Source organism: Bacillus sp. HMA207 (genome assembly GCF_003402455.1).
GTDB lineage: Bacteria > Bacillota > Bacilli > Bacillales > Bacillaceae_G > Bacillus_A > Bacillus_A cereus.
Genome location: NZ_BEZT01000001.1, coordinates 1,359,695 through 1,378,354, shown reverse-complemented (window position 1 = coordinate 1,378,354; position 18,660 = coordinate 1,359,695). Strand labels below are relative to the sequence as shown.

Below are 18,660 nucleotides of genomic sequence, written 5' to 3'. Positions count from 1 at the left end.
AGAATTCCACTCCTTTATTAATAACGTCCAGTTTTCCCGTAGCCGTTATTAATCGTCACCGCTTCGGCATCAGCTGTATAACCAAAATCAGCAGTTAAATCAAACACCATTCCTGTATACGTACTCGTTTGTCCTGTTTTTATTGCTCCATTGCCACTATTAGAGTCTACTGATTTTTGGAATACACCATTTTTATATTTATTAATAACAGCGTAAGCATATACCCCTCCAGAAACAGAAGGAGCTGGTTGATCTAAAACAAGCTTAGACCATGCTGCATGACATTTATTACTGTAACGTAAATACACTGTTCCTACTTTTTTACTACCTTCATAAACTGCTGTAGACTTTGCATTAAATCCATCTGCATCACACGTCGTACTTCCCCCGTATACTTTCGTTGTTGCTGGATTTTTCCCGTCATAATAACTGCTTAAATCAGTAGCTGCAAATGTACTTCCTTGGAAACTAAATAATACACCTATACTTGCCGCACTTAACACGCATACTTTCATTAACTTTTTAAACATTTTAAATTCCCCCTCAAAATGATTATATATACTAAAGACAACCTATACTGCTATGTAAGCCCTCCTTTCACGCTTCCTAGATGCATCTTACAGAAACGAATAAATGTTGTAAATTCCCTTATGATTATTGGAATATACGAAGAATTTTACTTATCCTTGTAAGAAAAAAGTTGAGAAATACAAATTTTATAGCATCCTTTATTTAAAACATAAAAGAACCGATACTTGTTATATTCAAGCATCGGTTCTTTATACAAAATTGCCATTGTTTCTTTTATATAAAATAAATATTTCTCCACTTAATCCGTTGTAAAAAATCCCCTCGTTACATCAATAAATTGCTGCAGTGGTGCTGTCATCCATTTATCTTTATGCCAAGCAATTTGTGTATAAATTGGAGATATTGTTTCGTTTAACATTAACTCCTTTAACGTCCCTTCCCGTATATCTTTTTCTACTACTATCGCTGGTAAAACGGCTATACCTAAATCTGCAATAACACATTGTTTAATTGCTTCAACACTAACAAACTCAATTTTATTTGCTGGATATACATCTTCCCCGCGAAATAGCTCTTCAAATAAAGTCCGATACGAGCAGCCTAATTCTGTTAGTAAAAGTGTTTCACTCTCTAAATCTTTTATAGAAACTGAAGGTTGTTCAAGTAAACGGTGCCCTGGAGCAGCTACTACTTTTAATTCTTCTTTCATAAGTGGTTCCACATGTAAAACATCTTCTGTTTTACACTCATCCAAAATAAATGCAAGATCTACTTTTCCCTCCATCAATTGTTCCTTCGCATCTTTATTGGAATGTGCTGGTTTAAATATAAGTTTTATTTTTGGGAATTGTATTTTAAACCTCTTTAATATAGAAGGCAGTCTGTATGTACATTGACTTTCTTGTGCACCAATTATTAACGTACCTGCTATTTCCTCATCATCTTTCACAGCCGTCTTCGCTGCGTTACTAAGTGCGATTATCTTGTCCGCATATAGTTGAAACTTTCTTCCTGCTTCAGTTAAGAAAAGACGTTTCCCTAATCTCTCAAATAGTGGTGTACCGAGCTCAGCCTCTAATGTTTTAATTTGTGCTGTAACGCTCGATTGGGCAAAGTTTAATTTCTTCGCAGTTTGTGTAAAGTTCAAAGTATCTGCTGCTACTTTAAATGTAATTAATTGTTTTATCTCCATTTATCATCCCTCTTTTTCAATCGATATTTCCGATTGATTTCATCGAAATAATCCTCTTTGTCTATTGATATTTATATTGTATGATAAAGAGCATCGACAAACAATAAAATGGAGGTATTCCATATGAAAGCACTTTGTTTCGAACAGTTTGGAAGTCCAGATGTACTACAATATAAAGAAATACATGATCCAACCATAAACCCAAATGAAATTCTAGTACGCATGAAAGCAATCGGATTAAACTTCGCTGATATTTATAGACGCCGCGGTGATTATCATCTCGCTGGTAATCCGCCTTATATATTAGGTTATGAAGGGGCTGGTATTGTTGAAGAAGTAGGAGCTAATGTTACAACTATCACCCCTGGAGACCGTATTGCATTTGCTGACGTTCCATTTGCAAATGCAGAACTAGTTGCCGTTCCATCAGAAAAAGTAATCCCACTACCAGATTCTATTTCTTTTGAAACAGCCGCTTCTGTCTTATTACAAGGATTAACAGCACATTATTTAACGAAAGATAGCTATCAAATAAAACAAGGTGATATAGCTTTAGTACACGCTGCAGCTGGTGGCGTTGGTCAACTTCTGATTCAAATGATTAAACTACAGGGCGGAACAGTAATTGGTCTTACATCATTAAAAGAAAAAGCAAAGGTAGCTACATTAGCTGGTGCCGATCACGTATTTTTATATACCGAAGCATGGCATATGAAAGTACTTGAAATGACTAATGGAACTGGAGTAAATGTTGTGTATGAATCAGTAGGTTCTACATTAGAGGAAAGTTTTAACGCTACTAAAATTGGCGGTACTGTCGTATTTTACGGAATGGCTGGTGGTAATCCTGCGCCAGTTGATCCGCGTATGCTTATGGATACTTCAAAAACTTTAACTGGTGGAGACCTTTGGAACGTGCTTACTACTTTTGAAGAACGTAAGCAGCGCTCTACTCAATTATTCGATTGGATCACTAGTGGAAAAGTAAACATCGCGAGTCCTACTACATTCGCCTTACAAGATGGTGCTCTTGCACATAAATTATTAGAGAGCAGAAAAAGTACTGGGAAGATTTTATTGATTCCATAATCGTTCCAATAAGAAAAGGAAGCTAGATTTCTCTACCTTCCTTTTCTTATATCTATTGGAGATTTAATTATATTTCAACACTTTCTTTCCCTTTTGCAACGTAACTCATATCTCCAACAGACTCGACTGTGTATGTTCCATCTTGATATACAATTTTCGTCACACTAGCATTTTCCACTCCAAGTTTTGTTTTGCTACTGTCTAACATTTCTATTAAGGTAGTAATCAAAAGCCCATGAACGACAACTAAAACGTTACCGCCACCATTTCCAGCAGCTTCTTCACTAATTTTATCTATCTCTGTTTTTATACGAGTAGAAAATAAGTCCCAATCTTCCGCCTGTTTTGTAGGATCTGCTACTCTAATAAGATTAATCACTTCTTGAATAGAAAACTTCATAAGTTCTTCTGGTGATGCAACGCCTGCAGCTTTTCCAACCACATCCCACATATTCTCAAGTTTTTCACCTTCAAAAATACCGAAATTTAATTCTCGCAAATCTTTTCTTTGCTCAAGTTTTAATTTTGATTGCTCACTATATTTTAATACTAAATTAGCAGTTTCAATTGCGCGGCCGCTATCACTACTATACGCATTCATAAAATGAATATCTTTTAATCCTGTTCCTAAATTTGTGGCAACTTCAACACCTTTTTCTACTAATGGAGAATCAGCCCAACCTTGCGCGCGATGATTCGTATTTAATATTGTTTTACCGTGTCTTGTAACATATAACGTAACTGCATTCTCATTGCTATCTGTTTCTCGCTTATTCATTTCATTCTCTCCCTTTACGTTTCTATATCAATTTTACCACCTCAATTATTCATTGAGCAAAATATACGTCAGTAGATCCGCTTAATAAAAAAAGCTATCTTTCTGTATATCCATACAAAAAGATAGCATCTTTTATGATTACATTTCTTAACCGTTACTCCTACTCAGCAAAAGCACTCGAATATTGTACAATTCCTTCTACACCTAGAAGAGCATTTTCTGTTAATTCCTTTATCATAAATACCTCTTCAGGCACTTCAAACGGTGCTTTTACATTCCACTCACTTGCTTTCTTAAAACCAAATTTCGGGTAGTACTCTGGATGTCCTAATACTACAACTGATCCGTATCCAAGTTCTTTCGCTTTTTCTAAAGCAGCCGTAATCAGTTTTCCACCAATTCCTTTCTTCTGATGGCCCCTAGCAACTGAAACTGGTGCAAGTGCTAACGATTCTACAGAAGTTCCACATTGTTCTATTGTAATTTTCGATAACATAATGTGACCAACTATATCTTCATCTACCGCAACAATTGATAACTCCGGAACAAACGCGTCACATTCTCTAATACGTTTTACAAGTTCATGTTCTGTTTTATCACTAAATTCTTCCTTTAAAAATGCTTCTTTTACGACTTCTTCTGTTTTTCTATAATCATTTTTTTGTTCTTGTCTAATCGTTACCATTTTAACTTATCCTCTATTCTTTCTTATTTCTTTTTGAATTTTACGAAGTGCTTTTTTCGATCCGCGCTCAATATCGTGTTGCATTTTTCTTTCTTTATAATCAACAAATAGTGTATTTAAATCGTATCCTTCTGGATATAACTCCTTCGCTGCTACTTCTAAAGTAATACGTTTCACATTTACTTCAACGAATTCACCGTTATAATATACAACAACGTTATAAAAATTATCTTTTTCCTTATAGATGATACCAAAATCATCATGATCCAATAAATTAACACGATCTCCGATTTTGTACTCATAATGAGATTCTCTTTTTTCTTGTACAAATTTCGGTTTTCTAATTTTACTTTCATTCACTTTTTCTAAAGCGTACTCTTTATTTCCCATATACTCTTTCGCTCTTTTCAGCACATGTTCTTTTACGCTCATTTTATTCGCAATCCAAAGTGCATTACTTTCTCCTGATTTTCCGATAACTAATTTATAAAGCGGATCTAACGTTTCACTATTAAATTGCATCGCTGCATTCATAAAGTCATCGTGCATTTCTGAGAATCGTTTAATTTCTCCGTAATGCGTACTCGCAACGGTAATACATCCTGCAAGGTACAACTCTTCTAAAATGGATATTGCAAGTGCTGCACCTTCATTCGGTTCTGTACCGCTCCCTATTTCATCAAATAAAAGTAACGTATTATTATTTGACATCCTCATAATCTCAGAAAGATTTTTCATATGAGATGAAAATGTACTTAGTGCGTTTTCGATACTTTGATTATCACCAATATCTACAAATACATTTTCAAAAATAGCGATTTTTGTCCCTTTATCTCCTGCAATATGAAGACCTGACATTGTAGCTAATGTTAACAATCCAATTGTTTTTAACACAATTGTCTTTCCGCCCGCATTCGGCCCTGTAATAATTAAACTACGATACTCTTGACCAATTTTAAAATTTAAGGGTACAACTTGCCCTGTTAAAAGCGGATGCTTACAATTCACTAAATGAATGTAGCCATGATCATTTAACTTCGGTTCTATTCCATCAATCGATTTACTAAACTTCGCTTTCGCAAATACCATATCATACTGACTAATTAGCTCCATGTTAATCTTTATACTATAAATATTTTCTAATACCATCCCTGATAAAGTCGCTAAAATTTGATATTCTTCAACCGCTTCTTCTGCTTTCAAACCTGCTAGTTCTGCATTCAATTTCGTAACCGTATGCGGTTCTATAAATACAGTAGAACCTTTTGCCGAGGCTTCAATAATACTTCCGGCAACTTGGTTTTTATAGGAAGATTTAATTGGAATCGTATAACGGTCATCCTTTTTACTAATAAAGAATTCCTGAATGAATTTCTTATTTGCACTACTATTTAAAAACTTCGTTAAACGTTCTTTTATTTTCCCATCTACAGAATCGATATTATTTCGAATTCGTTTTAACTCTTTACTTGCAGCTGCATCAATACTATTTCCTTTAATTGAAAAGTTAATTTCCTCTTCAATACTTTTATATTCAGTCATTGAATTTGCATAAGAAGCTAATACTGGTGCAAAAAATTCTTTATCTAACATAAACTTTTTAATCTTTCTACATCCACGTAAAAAGTCTGAAACACTCACTAATTCTTCTGGATCTAAAATCATACCTTTTTCTAATTTTTGAATTGTACTAGCAATATTAGAAATGCCGAAGAAAGGAACATGCCCTTCTGCATCTAATATAGCTCGTGCTTCTGTCGTTTCATTCAACCGATTTCTCACTACTTTTATACTCGTACTCGGCTCTAATTTGTTTAATAATTCCTTACCTAATCCACTTACACAATAAGATTTCACTATATCCTTTAATTCGTTATATTGTAACTTTTCAAAAGTCATCGTATTCATTTTGTTTCTCCTCACTATGATTGATTTTTATCATAAATGAAGATACCTACTCATTAGATTCCAATGAGTCATATATAAAATTCCATAATTATACAATAAAAACATATACAAAAAAGCTGCGGGGATACCGCAGCTTTTACATTTACAAGGCATGTGTAATAACATATGAGGAAATAAGCCATAAAAAATAGATGGCAGTCCCTTATTACACGCTTTATAAAGTATTGTAGGTATCTTCATAGGTTTTGAAATAAATGCATGACAAAATTAGGGGTATGATGTACATAAAAATCCCCTGGTCTTATCCGATTTATTTCATTAAATTTTTCCTATTTAATACCTACCGCACTCACAAAAAGCACCTCTCATTAAGTTATATTATAGTCATTGAAATCTAATTTATTGAAATCATCATACTATATGTTACGTGAGAAGTAAAGGTGTCATACTTTTATAACTATACAGAATGTAAAAAGGAAGAGGAAAACTTATATTTCAGTCTACCTCTTCTTTTTCATCACCAAATTACTGCTGAACATATATGGAAACTGATCCTCCACTTACTTGGAATTGCCCCCATCCGTCCTTATTAATTGTTACAGTATTTGTTTGATTACCCGTAATATCGTACCATACTTCCCCTGCGTTATTCTTTCCAACATCCATCCACTTCGCCCCTCCTGGTCCATCAGAGATTAATGTTGCTAAACCAGAATTAGCATGTACACTATCACCTTCTCTTGTCCAGCCAATCACATCTGGATGATCAAAATAATCCCGCTGCGTACCATATGCAAAGTTTTTTCGTGCCGTCAAAATCGGATCAATTTTGTCCTTTAACGCTGGAATTTCATAGTTACTATTTCCTTTTGTACCATAGTAATCACCATAGAAAACAGAAGGATACCCCTCTGCACGCGTTAAAATAAATGCATATGCCAACGGTTTGAACCAAGGGCTCACTACAGATTCCAATGACTGACCAGGCTGTGAATCATGATTTTCAACTAGAGTAACCGCAAGTGTAGGATGATTCGCAACTACCGTTCCTTTTAAAATATTTCTCATATCATAATTCCCATTTCCTGTTGAAGCATAGTGAAAATTATAATGAAGTGGTGCATCGAACACAGATTGATTATAATTAACCTTCGCTAAATAATTATTTAAAGTCTGGATATCATTTTGCCAATATTCAGCTACTGTAAACATTTCTTTCCCTGTTTGCTGTCTAACGTGATTTACCCAATCGCGCAAATATTCATGATCAATATGTTTAACAGCATCTAAACGAAAACCATCTAAATTTAATTCATTCGCATACCACGTTCCCCATTTTTTCATTTCATTCGCAACATCTGGATGATCAAAATCAAGATCCGCATACATCAAATAATCATAATTCCCATTCTCGCTAGACACTTCCCAGTCCCATGCTTTACCTATGCCCCTAAATTTATAAATTCGGTTTAATTTCCTTCCTTCATCCCAATCCGTTCCGTCAAAATGATACCATTTCCATTTGAAATTAGAATAAGAATCTCCACGCCCTGGAAAGTTAAATCCCGTCCACGCACTAATTTCATAATCACCTGATACTTCATTATTTCGATTGCTCGGGTCTACCTCAACTGCTGTGACAGTTTCTGTATAATCAGCCCCACCTTTATGATTCATAACTACATCACCGTATACATCGATGTTTTTCTTATGTAAAGCGTCAATTGCAGATTTCAATTGTGCTTTCGTCCCATATTTCGTCCGCACTGTGCCCTTTTGATTGAATTCCCCCAGATCATATAAATCATATGCTCCATATCCTACGTCATTTTGCATAGTTCCTTTATATGCAGGTGGTATCCAAACAGATGTAATTCCTTTTTCCGCTAAATTTTCAGCATCAGTACGCAAACGATTCCAATGATTCCCATCATTCGGAGAATACCACTCAAAATACTGCATTAACGTTCCATTGTTAACTGTGTCTGCATATGCCTTACTCCCCTCATATATACTAGGTAAAAACATAACAACTGACAATCCGACTATTGTTATTCTTTTAAACATCTGTACACCATCCCCTTCCAAGAAAGCGTTTGCATAGTTTATCAGAATTATTATAATATTCGTCCCACCGTTAGTAAAGTAGCAATCTCTCACTCTCCCATATTATTTTTAATCTAATTTCAAATATTCAACGTAGTTTTCATTTCACATCCTATTCAAGATTGTTTACAATTCACCTATAAAAGCATAACGGAGGGATTTCGATGACAGACTTTCAAAAACAATTTTTCGCACGATTACATATAGAAGAAAAAGACACAGTTTCATTTGAAGATTTATCTAACATTATGTACGCAATGGCACAAACTGTTCCTTTTGAAAACTTAAATATTCTCGAAAAGAATTTTAAAGAAATATCAAAAGAAAATTTGAAAGAGAAAATTTTAGTAAATAACCGTGGCGGTCTTTGTTATGAACTCAATCCTACTATGTATTACTTCCTGAAAGATTCTGGATTCGATGTTCATCTCGTTTCAGGAACAGTTTATAACGCTGCAAACTCCATATGGGCTGTTGATTCTGGCCATATCGCAACCGTTTTAACACATCATAATGAACTTTATTTAATTGAAGTAGGATTCGGATCATACTTACCTCTTGCCCCTGTCCCTTTCTCAGGTGAAGTCATTCACTCTGTTACAGGAGATTATCGTATTCGTAAAGAAATGACCGAAAAGGGAAACTACATTTTAGAGATGCGGAAAAACAATGAGTTCTTGGATCAATCTTCTGCTGATGATTGGACGTTAGGCTATGCATTTTATATAGAAGAAGTGGATGAAGAAAAAGCAAATATAGCACAAAAAATTATCGTTGAACATGAAGGATCACCCTTTAATAAAGTACCTCTTATTGTAAAACTAACTGAAGATGGGCATGCCTCTTTAACGAAAGATAGCCTTACAGTAGCGAAAAATGGTAAAAAAACGAAAGAAACCGTTACAGACATGCAATATACAAACCTTTTACATTCAAAATTCGGAATTACACTATAAGTATGTAAGCCTTGTTATTTTAGCAAGGCTTTTCAATTTTCAGCAGGGATTTTTTGCAATTTGTTGTATTTCATAGTTATATAGAAATATAACTACATGTTTAGAAAGGAAATGATTATGACAGAACTTAAAGATCGATTACAAGTAGCTGATATAGAAAAATGGGATTTAACAGACATTTACCATACAATTGAAGATTGGGAAAGTGATTTTCATAAAATTGAAGTATTAACGAAGGAATTACACGAGTTTAATGGCAATATTCACAATGGCAATAGTTTATTAGCTTATTTAACGAAGAGTGAAGAAATTTCTAGCATAATATCTTTAATGTTCGCTTATGCACGATTACAATCTGACCTTGATACACGCGATACTGACGCGCAATCTCTTGTCGATAAAGTATCACAATTACACGTGAAAGTAAGTGCAGCGAAATCTTTCTTTTCCCCCTTCTTACTTAGCATAGACGAAAACACATTACATTCTTATATAGAAGATACAGAAGGCTTACAATATTATAAAGAAGACTTATTTGAATTATATCGTTATAAAAAACACGTATTGAATAAGGACCAAGAAGCAATTTTATCACAAATGGGTGAAGCTCTTTCTTCTCCACAGCACACATTTGGTATGTTAAATAATGCAGATATATTATTTGGTGAAGTGACGACTGACGATGGAGAAAAAGTGAACTTAACACGCGGAATGTATGCAAAGTTAATAGAAGATACGAATCGTGAAAAGCGTAAAGAAGCTTATAAAGCATATTACAAACCATATGTTCAGTTAAAGAATTCCATCGCATCTACTTTATCCGCTGCTATTAAAAATAATGTTACTGTTTCGAAATTAAGAAACTATCCATCAGCGCTAGAGAAATCATTATTTGGCGATATGGTTCCGAAAGAAGTATACGAAAACCTAATTGATACAACGAAAAAAAACATTCAAACATTACATACATACAATGAAATTCGAAAAGAAAAATTAAACGTAGATGAACTAAGACAATACGACTTAGGCGTCGATTTAGTAGAAGGTGCAAAACAAGACATCCCATATAGTGAAGCATTTGACATTATGATTGCATCACTAGCTCCTTTAGGAGAAGAATATATTGAGACATTAAAAAGTTTTAAAGATAAAAGATATATAGACGTAAGAGAAACACCAGGAAAACGTTCTGGTGCTTATAACTTTGGTGTATACGGCGTTCATCCTTTCATTCTTTTAAATCATCACGATGATTTAAACAGCCTGTTCACTCTTACTCATGAATGCGGTCACGGTATGCATACGCACTATTCACATGGATACCAACCAAGAATTTCTGCACATTATTCTATCTTTGTCGCAGAAGTCGCTTCTACAGTAAATGAAGTGTTATTAATTCACTATTTATTAAAAGAAGCAAAAGATACGGACGTGCGTAACCATTTAATTAACCATTTTATTGAGAAATTTAAAGGTACTTTCTTTACACAAATTATGTTTGCAGAATTTGAAAAAATCACACATGAAATGGCTGAACAAGGTAAACCATTAAATGCACAAGTCTTCAGTGAAATTTATGAAAAGCTATTTAAAGAATATAACGGTGATTCACTTGTATTTGATGAAGAAGTAAAATACGGATGGGCTAGAATCCCTCATTTCTATCGCCCGTTTTACGTATACAAATATGCAACTGGATTCGCATCTGCCATTCAAATCGCTGATAAACTATTAAGTGATGATCCGAATGCTCAGAAAAATTATATTGAATTCCTGAAAGGTGGAAGTTCTGACTATCCACTAAACCTATTGAAAAAAGCTGGTGTTGATTTAACTACGCCAGAACCGATTGAAAGTGCATTGAAACAATTCACTCAACTTGTTGAGGAGTTTTCAACATTATAAAAAGCATGCAGAGTATATGCTCTGCATGCTTTTTATTTGAATTACTCTTATTCTATATGCTGCTGTGTCACACAATGAATCATACCACCGTATGCATACAATTCGTTAACATATATACCGACAATTCTTCTCCCTGGAAATTGACCTTCAATGATTTGAAGCCCTAATTTATCATGTTCATCACCGTATATAGGTACCAATACAACTTCATTACCAATGTAAAAATTTAAGTACGATCCTTTACAATCTGCTTCTTTTACCAATTTTCTTGTTACTGGTACTGGAATGAGCTGAAATGGCTTGCCATCTATATTTCTTGCTTGTCGCAATTCTTGATAATGCTTTTCGTACGCCTCCAAAAGATATGACTCTCCTTCACCGAAAGGATCATATTCATACAATATCGTATTTTCATTTACAAACCGTGCCGCGCCATCAATATGATAATCTGTATCTTCATCATAATTATCCTCTCCGCGTATACCAGTTATCCATATAAAATTCGTTACTCCTAAATATTTCGTTAACTCCATTTCAATTTCTTTCTGACTTAGTGTAGGATTTCGATTTTCATTTATAATAGACGTTTCCGCCGCCATTAAGGTCCCGTTTCCGTTTATCTCAATTCCCCCGCCCTCTAAACAGACACTAGATTCAACTTTTGGAATGCGATACATTTCACTTATTTTATTCGGAATATTAGCGTCGTTTTCGTACGGATATTTATTTCCCCAACCATTAAATATCCAGTGCGTTAGATAGCGGTTCCCTTCTTTATCTTTTACAAAGATTGGTCCGTTATCTCTTATCCAAATATCATCAGTTTCTTGAATTAAGAAATCAATTTTATTCATATTCACGTTAGCTTCCATTAACTTCGATTGGACATGTATTTTTTCTTCTTCATCACATACAACAATATGGACATTTTCTCCATAGTGAAGCTCCTTTGCCATCGATATCCAAATATCATCTAACTTAGCTCTGTAACCTTCACCCCTATGTGTTTTATCATGTGGCCATTGGAGCCATGTACCTTCATGTTTCTCCCATTCCGCAGGCATATAATACAAACTATTTTCTATATTTCTCATACGTGTTCACCCCTTATATGAATGTATGTCCAGTCTATACTTTGACATCGTGTTAAGGTCAACAGGAATATCTTCATTTACTTGTAGCAACTTTATAAGGTGACTCTTTATTTCGCCTTTTTATTATGATAAATTGCTTTCGTACATAGAATAAGGATTGACATAATGTTAATGTCAATCCTTATTCTCATTCTATTTTCGTAACTAAAAAACAAATTTGTGTCACATACTCTTCTGCTAAACAATCACATTCAGGTCCCTTTATATAAACCTCATATGGCGAATTAATTATCACATACCCATTTCTTTCAATCCATTCTTCTAACGCTATATAAGCGTAACCTATATAGTCGTAACTTCCATAATGCATAGTAGTAACGATATGATGTGGACTTAGTTGTTTCATTTCATACTCTTGTGCTACGTCTTCATCATTCCCCTGCATAACCGGGATTCTTAATTCAATATCACTGTTACTTGGAATATATTCTTCATCATAAAAGACTGCAGATGGTGAACCGACTATTTGAAAATTATTTTTTTGTACCTCTTCATATAAGTCATAAAAATAATCATCCATATCATCTATATCTATTTTTACTCTTTGAGTAATTATCGTTACTTCATTCCTCATTCCCATTAATATATCGTAATTTCTATGACGAGCAATATTTAGACTACTATTCACCTTTACCATTTCATTCATTTCTGAAATAACCTGTAAATTTTGCTTCACTTCATGAGACAACTCGATAATTTGTGATTGTATATGTTGAACAAACGAATCTTGATCTGATGACTGCAAAACAATTTTAATTTTTGGAAGAGGAAATTTATACTCCCTTAACTTTTTGATTTTCAACGCTACTTCCAGCTGCTCTTGTTCATAATATCTATACCCATTAACCGGATTCACATATGCCGGTTTTAATATCTCCTCTTTGTCATAATGTCTTAACATCCGCGTACTCATTTTACAAATCCGAGAAAACTCAGCGATGGTATACATATCAATACTCCTTGAATAGATTTTCTTTTCATTACTTATTTATTAAAACCAATCAAAAATCTTCTTCATTGAAAAATCTTCATTCTGATTTTTTAATCTTCTCATTTTTGAAGGTAACAAATGGCTTGGACAATACCACGTTAAACAATTCATTGCGCCTCCCATTGTTGATATTTCTCCTACATGAATTTGAATAACTTGCTTCTCCGTATACTGTTGAATATATCGTAAAACTTCCTCATCTTTAGCTAGTCCAAACTTAGGAACATAAAGAGCATCACATGATTCTAACATATTTATATACAACCCTTTTGCTGATGCTATCTCTTGATCATATTGTCCTTTCTCTGTATATGATGAAGGAACAACTATAAATTCAGCTTCTGGCATTTGTTCTTGAATAATCTCTTGAACACTATATCTAAATTCATGATCCCCTAAAAAATCACTAATAAACATTGTATGTTCATCAATAAATTTAACCATTCCGTCTGCGTGTGCTAGTACATCCCCTTCTTCAGCAGGAATAATAATAACTCGGCTCACATCTAAATCCCATTCTAACTGCTCAATAATTTCCTCTTCTGTCCAATCATCGTTATCATCAAATATGCGTTCTGTTAATATTACAGTATCTTTTTTATTCCAAATAAGATTACCGCCATCTAATATTAATGGGGATTTTTCATATTCAAAGTCATTCTTTTTCAACCATTTATTAAATTGTTGATCTAAATATCGCCCTTGATCATCTGGTAAATAATTTGGTCGATATTTAAATTTAACTAGATGATTTGTGACAACCGGTGCAACATCTCTTAGCCAAATATCATCATACTCAAAACAGCTCGTATGAAAGTCTTGTTCTTCAGCAGATAAAGATATAAGTTGATCCGCAATTGATTTCTTTTCATTTAAACATTCATTAAAGTAAATCAAGTCTTCATAAAATGGTTGATAATATTCATTTGATTCGTCTGGTATTGCAGTAAAAATAATTCCATTATGTTTTTGTTCCATATTATTTACCTCGCTTTTTAATAGTAGTTACATAATTGATTTCACAAAGCCAACTAATCCTCAATTCATGTCTTTTTCATTCCAACTCATGCAACATGTACATTTCATGAATGGATTATAGCATGGAGGAATATTATATATTTATATAAAAAATATAAAGCTGACGTTAAGCCTTAAATTGACTCTTGACAAGTTTTTAAATAACCTATTTTAAAACAACAATAAATGATTAAATGATTTTTTTATCAAGATTCAAACCCATTACTTCTAATAGATCATTTTGATTATATAGATTCACCAAATGCGCTTCTACTCCTATACAAATTCCTTCTAGCGGAAGATCATTTGGATCCTGACCAAAGGGATCTTCAATTTCAACCCCTATTGCTTCAATACCTATGAATGCAAAACTTATAAATGTAAACTATTTTGATTATTGTAATGAACCATATTTACAAAAACCTCTTTCTCTATTAACCTTTTATTCTTTTAAATCATGAAAGTATACAATTAAATAATAGAATCATAAACCCTATCATTATGAGGCTGGTTAAGATTATTTCTTTCAATACCGTTACTCCTTTTTTGCAAAAAGATAAAATATCTTATTTAATTCAACAACAAATGTCACTATTCTAAATCCCGACGCATCATTTTAGAATTCGCAATGAACAATGCACTAATTAATACAAAGATTGCACAGGCATATAACAATAAATCTAACGGACTATCGTGATCTATAATGATGAGACGCACAATAGCTGTTATACCTATATATATAAAATATCGTAATGGAAAATGAAAATTCATTTGAAAATACTTTATAATCATTACGATGAATTCAAAGTACAGAAAGAATACGACGATACTATCAATTAAATGATAACTCGATTCATTACCATCCAATTTCAGTTCTTGTATAAACTGAATGACTTCTTTCATAAGAAACACACTTAGAATAAACCCTAAGCAAATTAAAGCTACATTTAAAATGTACTGTAAAACGATAGGGAAATACGAAAACACTATTTTAAAATTTTTTAACACAAACATTTTTCTCCTTTACCATATAAAACGAAAAGTGAATATACACTATAATTCTTTTATCATTATATTAAAATTTTATTATTATAAATAATAAGGAACGACAAAATAGGTAATAAGATTCCACCTATTTTGTCTATATAGCAGAACAACGAAATTACAATCAATTACTTCAATGCAATGGGTTGTTGTTGTGTCACACAATGAATCATACCGCCGTTTTTATACAACTCTCTCACATCAATACCGACTACTTTACGATCTGGGTATAACTTCTGAATCGTATCGTTTGCAATTTTATCATTCGGATCATTATAATTAGGCACTAATACAACTGTATTTCCGATATAATAATTGATATACGACCCCTTATAATCGAGAGTTTTTCCATTTTCTAAAGCAACCTTTTCTTTACTAAGCGGCAAGTATTCATACTTATATTTCTGTCCTGAAGCATTTTTTGCATCTAACAATGTATCCATATCTTTATTAGATAAACCCCATTCGGCTAGGTCATCTTCTTTCATCGTTACAATGGTAGATTTATTATGGAATTTAGCAAATCCATCAATATGAAAGTCCGTAATATCTAAATTAGGTACTCCGTCTAACCAAATAAAGTTTGATACCCCAAGGTCACTTATATATTTTTCAATTTCCTTTTCTGATAAATCAGGATTTCTATTTTTATTCGTTACTGCACTTCGAGTTAATAAAGCAGTCCCATTGCTGTCTAATTCAATTGCGCCGCCTTCAAGGACAAATTTCCCCCAATCAACTCTTTCAATTCCTGATTGTTTACTAACATTCTTACGTATTTGAGCATCATTTTTATAAGGTGTTTTCTTCCCCCAACCATTAAATGCTGGATCTAATATTTTGAGATTTTTATTGCTGTCATAAACAAAAATTGGTCCACTGTCCCTTGCCCATACATCATCAGTAGGCGCGATAAAGAAATCAATCTTCTCCATATTTAACCCTTCATCTGTTAAAAGGTTATTGATTCTTTCTTTTTCTTCCTGGTCATATGCAACAATGTGGACTTTCTCACCCTCAGTTAAAGCACTTGCCATCTTAACCCAAATAGGTTCAACTTCCTTCTTATACTCTTCACCATATGTGTATTCATGTGGCCATTGCAGCCATGTACCTTCATGTTTATCTTTTTCATCTGGCATCGTATATTTCCCAGCATTTTTCTGTACCTCTACTTTTTCCCCTTCTTTCCCTTTAACATTTTCATTGTTACCCTCAAAAGAGCATCCACTAATAATTGTTGTAGATAATGTAGCTATTAAACAAAACTTTATTGCTTTTTTCATTTTTTCAACCTCCTGTTCTTGTCTCCAATAATATAAAGCTTCACATAGTGTGAAGCTCAAGCTTTTTTATCAATGTAAAAATTACCAATTGTTCTTTGCATTACTTAGCATTTAACTACCTATTTAGATTTATTCATATGCCAATCACCTTTCTTACCTATTTATCCCGCTATTTGTGGGCAGTAAGACCCTCACCTCAAAATTCAGCGCAAGCAAAAAAGTTAGGTGGGGGCCCTGCTGCCCGTAAAAGCCCGATTGATGAGGGCTTCTACTCAGTGGGGGATGAACAAAGCCCCTCCACTGAATAAAGTTTCACTTTATTCAGTAAGTAAAACTTTACAAAATAAAAAAATCGGTATTGATAATTACATATCAATACCGATTTTTTATAATTATTTTCCTTCTATTAAATCATTCGCCATTTTCCTGAATTCTTGATTAAATGCGTCATTCATACCATTTTGGACGTTAGAAAATAATATGACAAACGTTCGTTTATCCCAGTTAAAATTATTAAAAGTGTTCCAGCCAGCTAATACACCGTGGTTATGATAATAATCTGGGTAAATATAGAAACTAAATCCATATTTCCTTGCAGGTGATGCAGAAAACATATCTGATACACTTTGTTTAGAAAGTAGTTTACCATCCATAATAGCTTCATCTAACTTTTTCATATCTTCAACAGTCGTATACATTTCACCACAACCATACAGCCAGTTCATTTTTAAGCGCGGCGTGGCTATTAACTTATTATCTTTTTTCGTATACCCTTCTGCTAAGAAAATATCTTCTGGAAGTGTTGCGCCCATTCCAGATTCATTCATTTCAACGGGAGTCAAAATATTTTCTTTCACATATTCAGCAAGTGGTTTATTCGATATTTTTTCTACAATATATGCAAGCACCATATAATTATAATCTGTATATTTCCATCCTGTCCCTGCTGGAAATTGTAACGTTTGTGCCCCAATCCACGTTACTAATTTTAACCGTGATGCTGCGTCAACACTACCTTGTCCCTGTTCTGGTAATCCAGACGTATGTGTTAACAAGTTTCGTAACGTAATATTTTTATCTGCTGGAAACGATGGGATATATTTATTTACATTGTCTTCAATGTTCAACTTCCCTTTTTCTTTTAGTTGCATAATAGATATTGCAACAACTGTTTTCGTAATAGAACCAATGCGATATTTCGTTCTTGGCGTTGTTAATACTTGATCTTTCACATTCGCATAACCGTAGCCTTTTCGTAAAATCACATGACCTTTACTTGCTACAAGAACACTTCCATTAAATCCTTTATCTTTTAAGTACTGATCTAGTTTTCCAGCTGCAATTTCATAACGCTTTTTCTCATTCGCATCAATTTCCTGCTTAACATCTTTTTGCTTACTATTTACATTAGAAAATGCCTTTGCATCATATTTTTTTCCTTTATTTGCATGTATTAGTGTAACAATACTTCCACAAAAAACTGCAAAAATAAAGAAAACGATTAACCATTTCTTTAACATACTAGGAACCCTCTTTTATCTAGTTTCACTTAACGTACATCCATTCTATTTTATATCTTTTAATTATCAAGTATATTATAATATTATTTAATATTATTTAATATTCACTCTGTTAAAACTAGATTCCTTTTTCTCATTTTCAATTTTGACTACTCTCTATTGTATTTCTTTCTTGCAAAATTTCCAACATACAATCGGATGCATTACACTATAATTTCAAATTCTTTTGTAACATTTGTTACATACTAAAAAGAATGGAGATGTAATATGAAAAACACCGATAAACGCAATCGTTTAGATGATAAGATGTTTCATTATCGGATAACAAAAAATAACATGGTATTAATTGAATATTACGGAAAACAGATTATAGTATTAAAAGGAAATGATGCTGAAAAATTTTTAAATAAAATAAATCATGCAAATAACGATAAAGAAAAACAGCTAATTATGGCTAAAATTACAGGTAATTTCAAAAGAGGTAATGAACGAAATTGA

The 18,660-nt window shown here is 33.2% G+C and carries 16 protein-coding genes and 1 pseudogene; 4 read left to right on the top strand and 13 right to left on the bottom strand.

Annotated elements, in window-relative coordinates:
- Positions 1-17: 17 nt before the first annotated feature.
- Both HMAS_RS07245 and HMAS_RS07240 read right to left on the bottom strand, forming a co-directional pair.
- Positions 18-530: a DUF2690 domain-containing protein gene (locus HMAS_RS07245; protein WP_044307094.1), complete on the bottom strand. Its 513-nt coding sequence runs from the start codon at positions 528-530 to the stop codon at positions 18-20.
- Between the two features lie 299 nt (positions 531-829).
- Positions 830-1,723, bottom strand: a complete 894-nt coding sequence (locus HMAS_RS07240) for a LysR family transcriptional regulator (RefSeq protein WP_061113216.1) — start codon at positions 1,721-1,723, stop codon at positions 830-832.
- A gap of 123 nt (positions 1,724-1,846) precedes the next feature.
- Here HMAS_RS07240 and HMAS_RS07235 point away from each other — a divergent pair, with 123 nt between their 5' ends.
- Positions 1,847-2,812 (top strand): quinone oxidoreductase family protein, encoded by a 966-nt coding sequence (locus HMAS_RS07235; RefSeq protein WP_048535890.1) that lies wholly within the window; start codon positions 1,847-1,849, stop codon positions 2,810-2,812.
- A gap of 67 nt (positions 2,813-2,879) precedes the next feature.
- Here HMAS_RS07235 and HMAS_RS07230 read toward each other — a convergent pair whose 3' ends face one another.
- From HMAS_RS07230 to amyS, 4 genes are all read right to left on the bottom strand, one after another.
- Positions 2,880-3,590 (bottom strand): histidine phosphatase family protein, encoded by a 711-nt coding sequence (locus HMAS_RS07230; RefSeq protein ID WP_025708871.1) that lies wholly within the window; start codon positions 3,588-3,590, stop codon positions 2,880-2,882.
- Between the two features lie 160 nt (positions 3,591-3,750).
- A complete protein-coding gene (locus tag HMAS_RS07225; RefSeq protein ID WP_006925380.1) occupies positions 3,751-4,275 on the bottom strand; it encodes a GNAT family N-acetyltransferase in 525 nt (174 codons plus the stop codon).
- Between the two features lie 6 nt (positions 4,276-4,281).
- On the bottom strand, positions 4,282-6,183 hold the full coding sequence (locus HMAS_RS07220; RefSeq protein WP_025708875.1) for an endonuclease MutS2: 1,902 nt from the start codon (positions 6,181-6,183) through the stop codon (positions 4,282-4,284).
- 525 nt (positions 6,184-6,708) lie between these two features.
- Complete coding sequence (amyS, locus tag HMAS_RS07215; protein WP_000476409.1) at positions 6,709-8,250, bottom strand: alpha-amylase; 1,542 nt, start codon at positions 8,248-8,250, stop codon at positions 6,709-6,711.
- A gap of 203 nt (positions 8,251-8,453) precedes the next feature.
- Between amyS and HMAS_RS07210 the strand changes: the two genes are divergently transcribed.
- Complete coding sequence (locus tag HMAS_RS07210; RefSeq protein ID WP_069604012.1) at positions 8,454-9,245, top strand: arylamine N-acetyltransferase family protein; 792 nt, start codon at positions 8,454-8,456, stop codon at positions 9,243-9,245.
- A 117-nt stretch (positions 9,246-9,362) separates the two neighbouring features.
- Complete coding sequence (pepF, locus tag HMAS_RS07205) at positions 9,363-11,150, top strand: oligoendopeptidase F (RefSeq protein WP_006925387.1); 1,788 nt, start codon at positions 9,363-9,365, stop codon at positions 11,148-11,150.
- A 47-nt stretch (positions 11,151-11,197) separates the two neighbouring features.
- On the opposite strand, the gene HMAS_RS07200 is transcribed toward pepF, so the two are convergent.
- The 7 genes and pseudogenes from HMAS_RS07200 to HMAS_RS07170 all read right to left on the bottom strand — a co-directional run bounded on the left by HMAS_RS07200 (position 11,198) and on the right by HMAS_RS07170 (position 18,162).
- Positions 11,198-12,244 carry an agmatine deiminase family protein gene (locus HMAS_RS07200; RefSeq protein ID WP_001244205.1) on the bottom strand — a complete coding sequence of 349 codons (1,047 nt, stop codon included), beginning with the start codon at positions 12,242-12,244 and terminating at the stop codon, positions 11,198-11,200.
- A 187-nt stretch (positions 12,245-12,431) separates the two neighbouring features.
- Positions 12,432-13,253, bottom strand: a complete 822-nt coding sequence (locus tag HMAS_RS07195) for a MerR family transcriptional regulator (RefSeq protein ID WP_000287978.1) — start codon at positions 13,251-13,253, stop codon at positions 12,432-12,434.
- Between the two features lie 42 nt (positions 13,254-13,295).
- Entirely contained in the window at positions 13,296-14,273 is a 978-nt protein-coding gene (locus HMAS_RS07190; protein ID WP_025708888.1) for an agmatine deiminase family protein, read from the bottom strand.
- Positions 14,274-14,502: 229 nt separating this feature from the next.
- Positions 14,503-14,694 (bottom strand): annotated as a pseudogene (locus HMAS_RS07185) (bestrophin family ion channel); the annotation flags it as partial.
- Between the two features lie 209 nt (positions 14,695-14,903).
- Positions 14,904-15,320 (bottom strand): phosphate-starvation-inducible protein PsiE, encoded by a 417-nt coding sequence (psiE, locus tag HMAS_RS07180; protein ID WP_000916566.1) that lies wholly within the window; start codon positions 15,318-15,320, stop codon positions 14,904-14,906.
- Positions 15,321-15,484: 164 nt separating this feature from the next.
- Positions 15,485-16,642 carry an agmatine deiminase family protein gene (locus HMAS_RS07175; RefSeq protein ID WP_000709181.1) on the bottom strand — a complete coding sequence of 386 codons (1,158 nt, stop codon included), beginning with the start codon at positions 16,640-16,642 and terminating at the stop codon, positions 15,485-15,487.
- 392 nt (positions 16,643-17,034) lie between these two features.
- Complete coding sequence (locus tag HMAS_RS07170; RefSeq protein ID WP_000915192.1) at positions 17,035-18,162, bottom strand: serine hydrolase domain-containing protein; 1,128 nt, start codon at positions 18,160-18,162, stop codon at positions 17,035-17,037.
- 267 nt (positions 18,163-18,429) lie between these two features.
- Here HMAS_RS07170 and HMAS_RS07165 point away from each other — a divergent pair, with 267 nt between their 5' ends.
- Positions 18,430-18,660, top strand: coding sequence for a hypothetical protein (locus HMAS_RS07165; protein WP_016123118.1), 231 nt, complete (start codon positions 18,430-18,432; stop codon positions 18,658-18,660).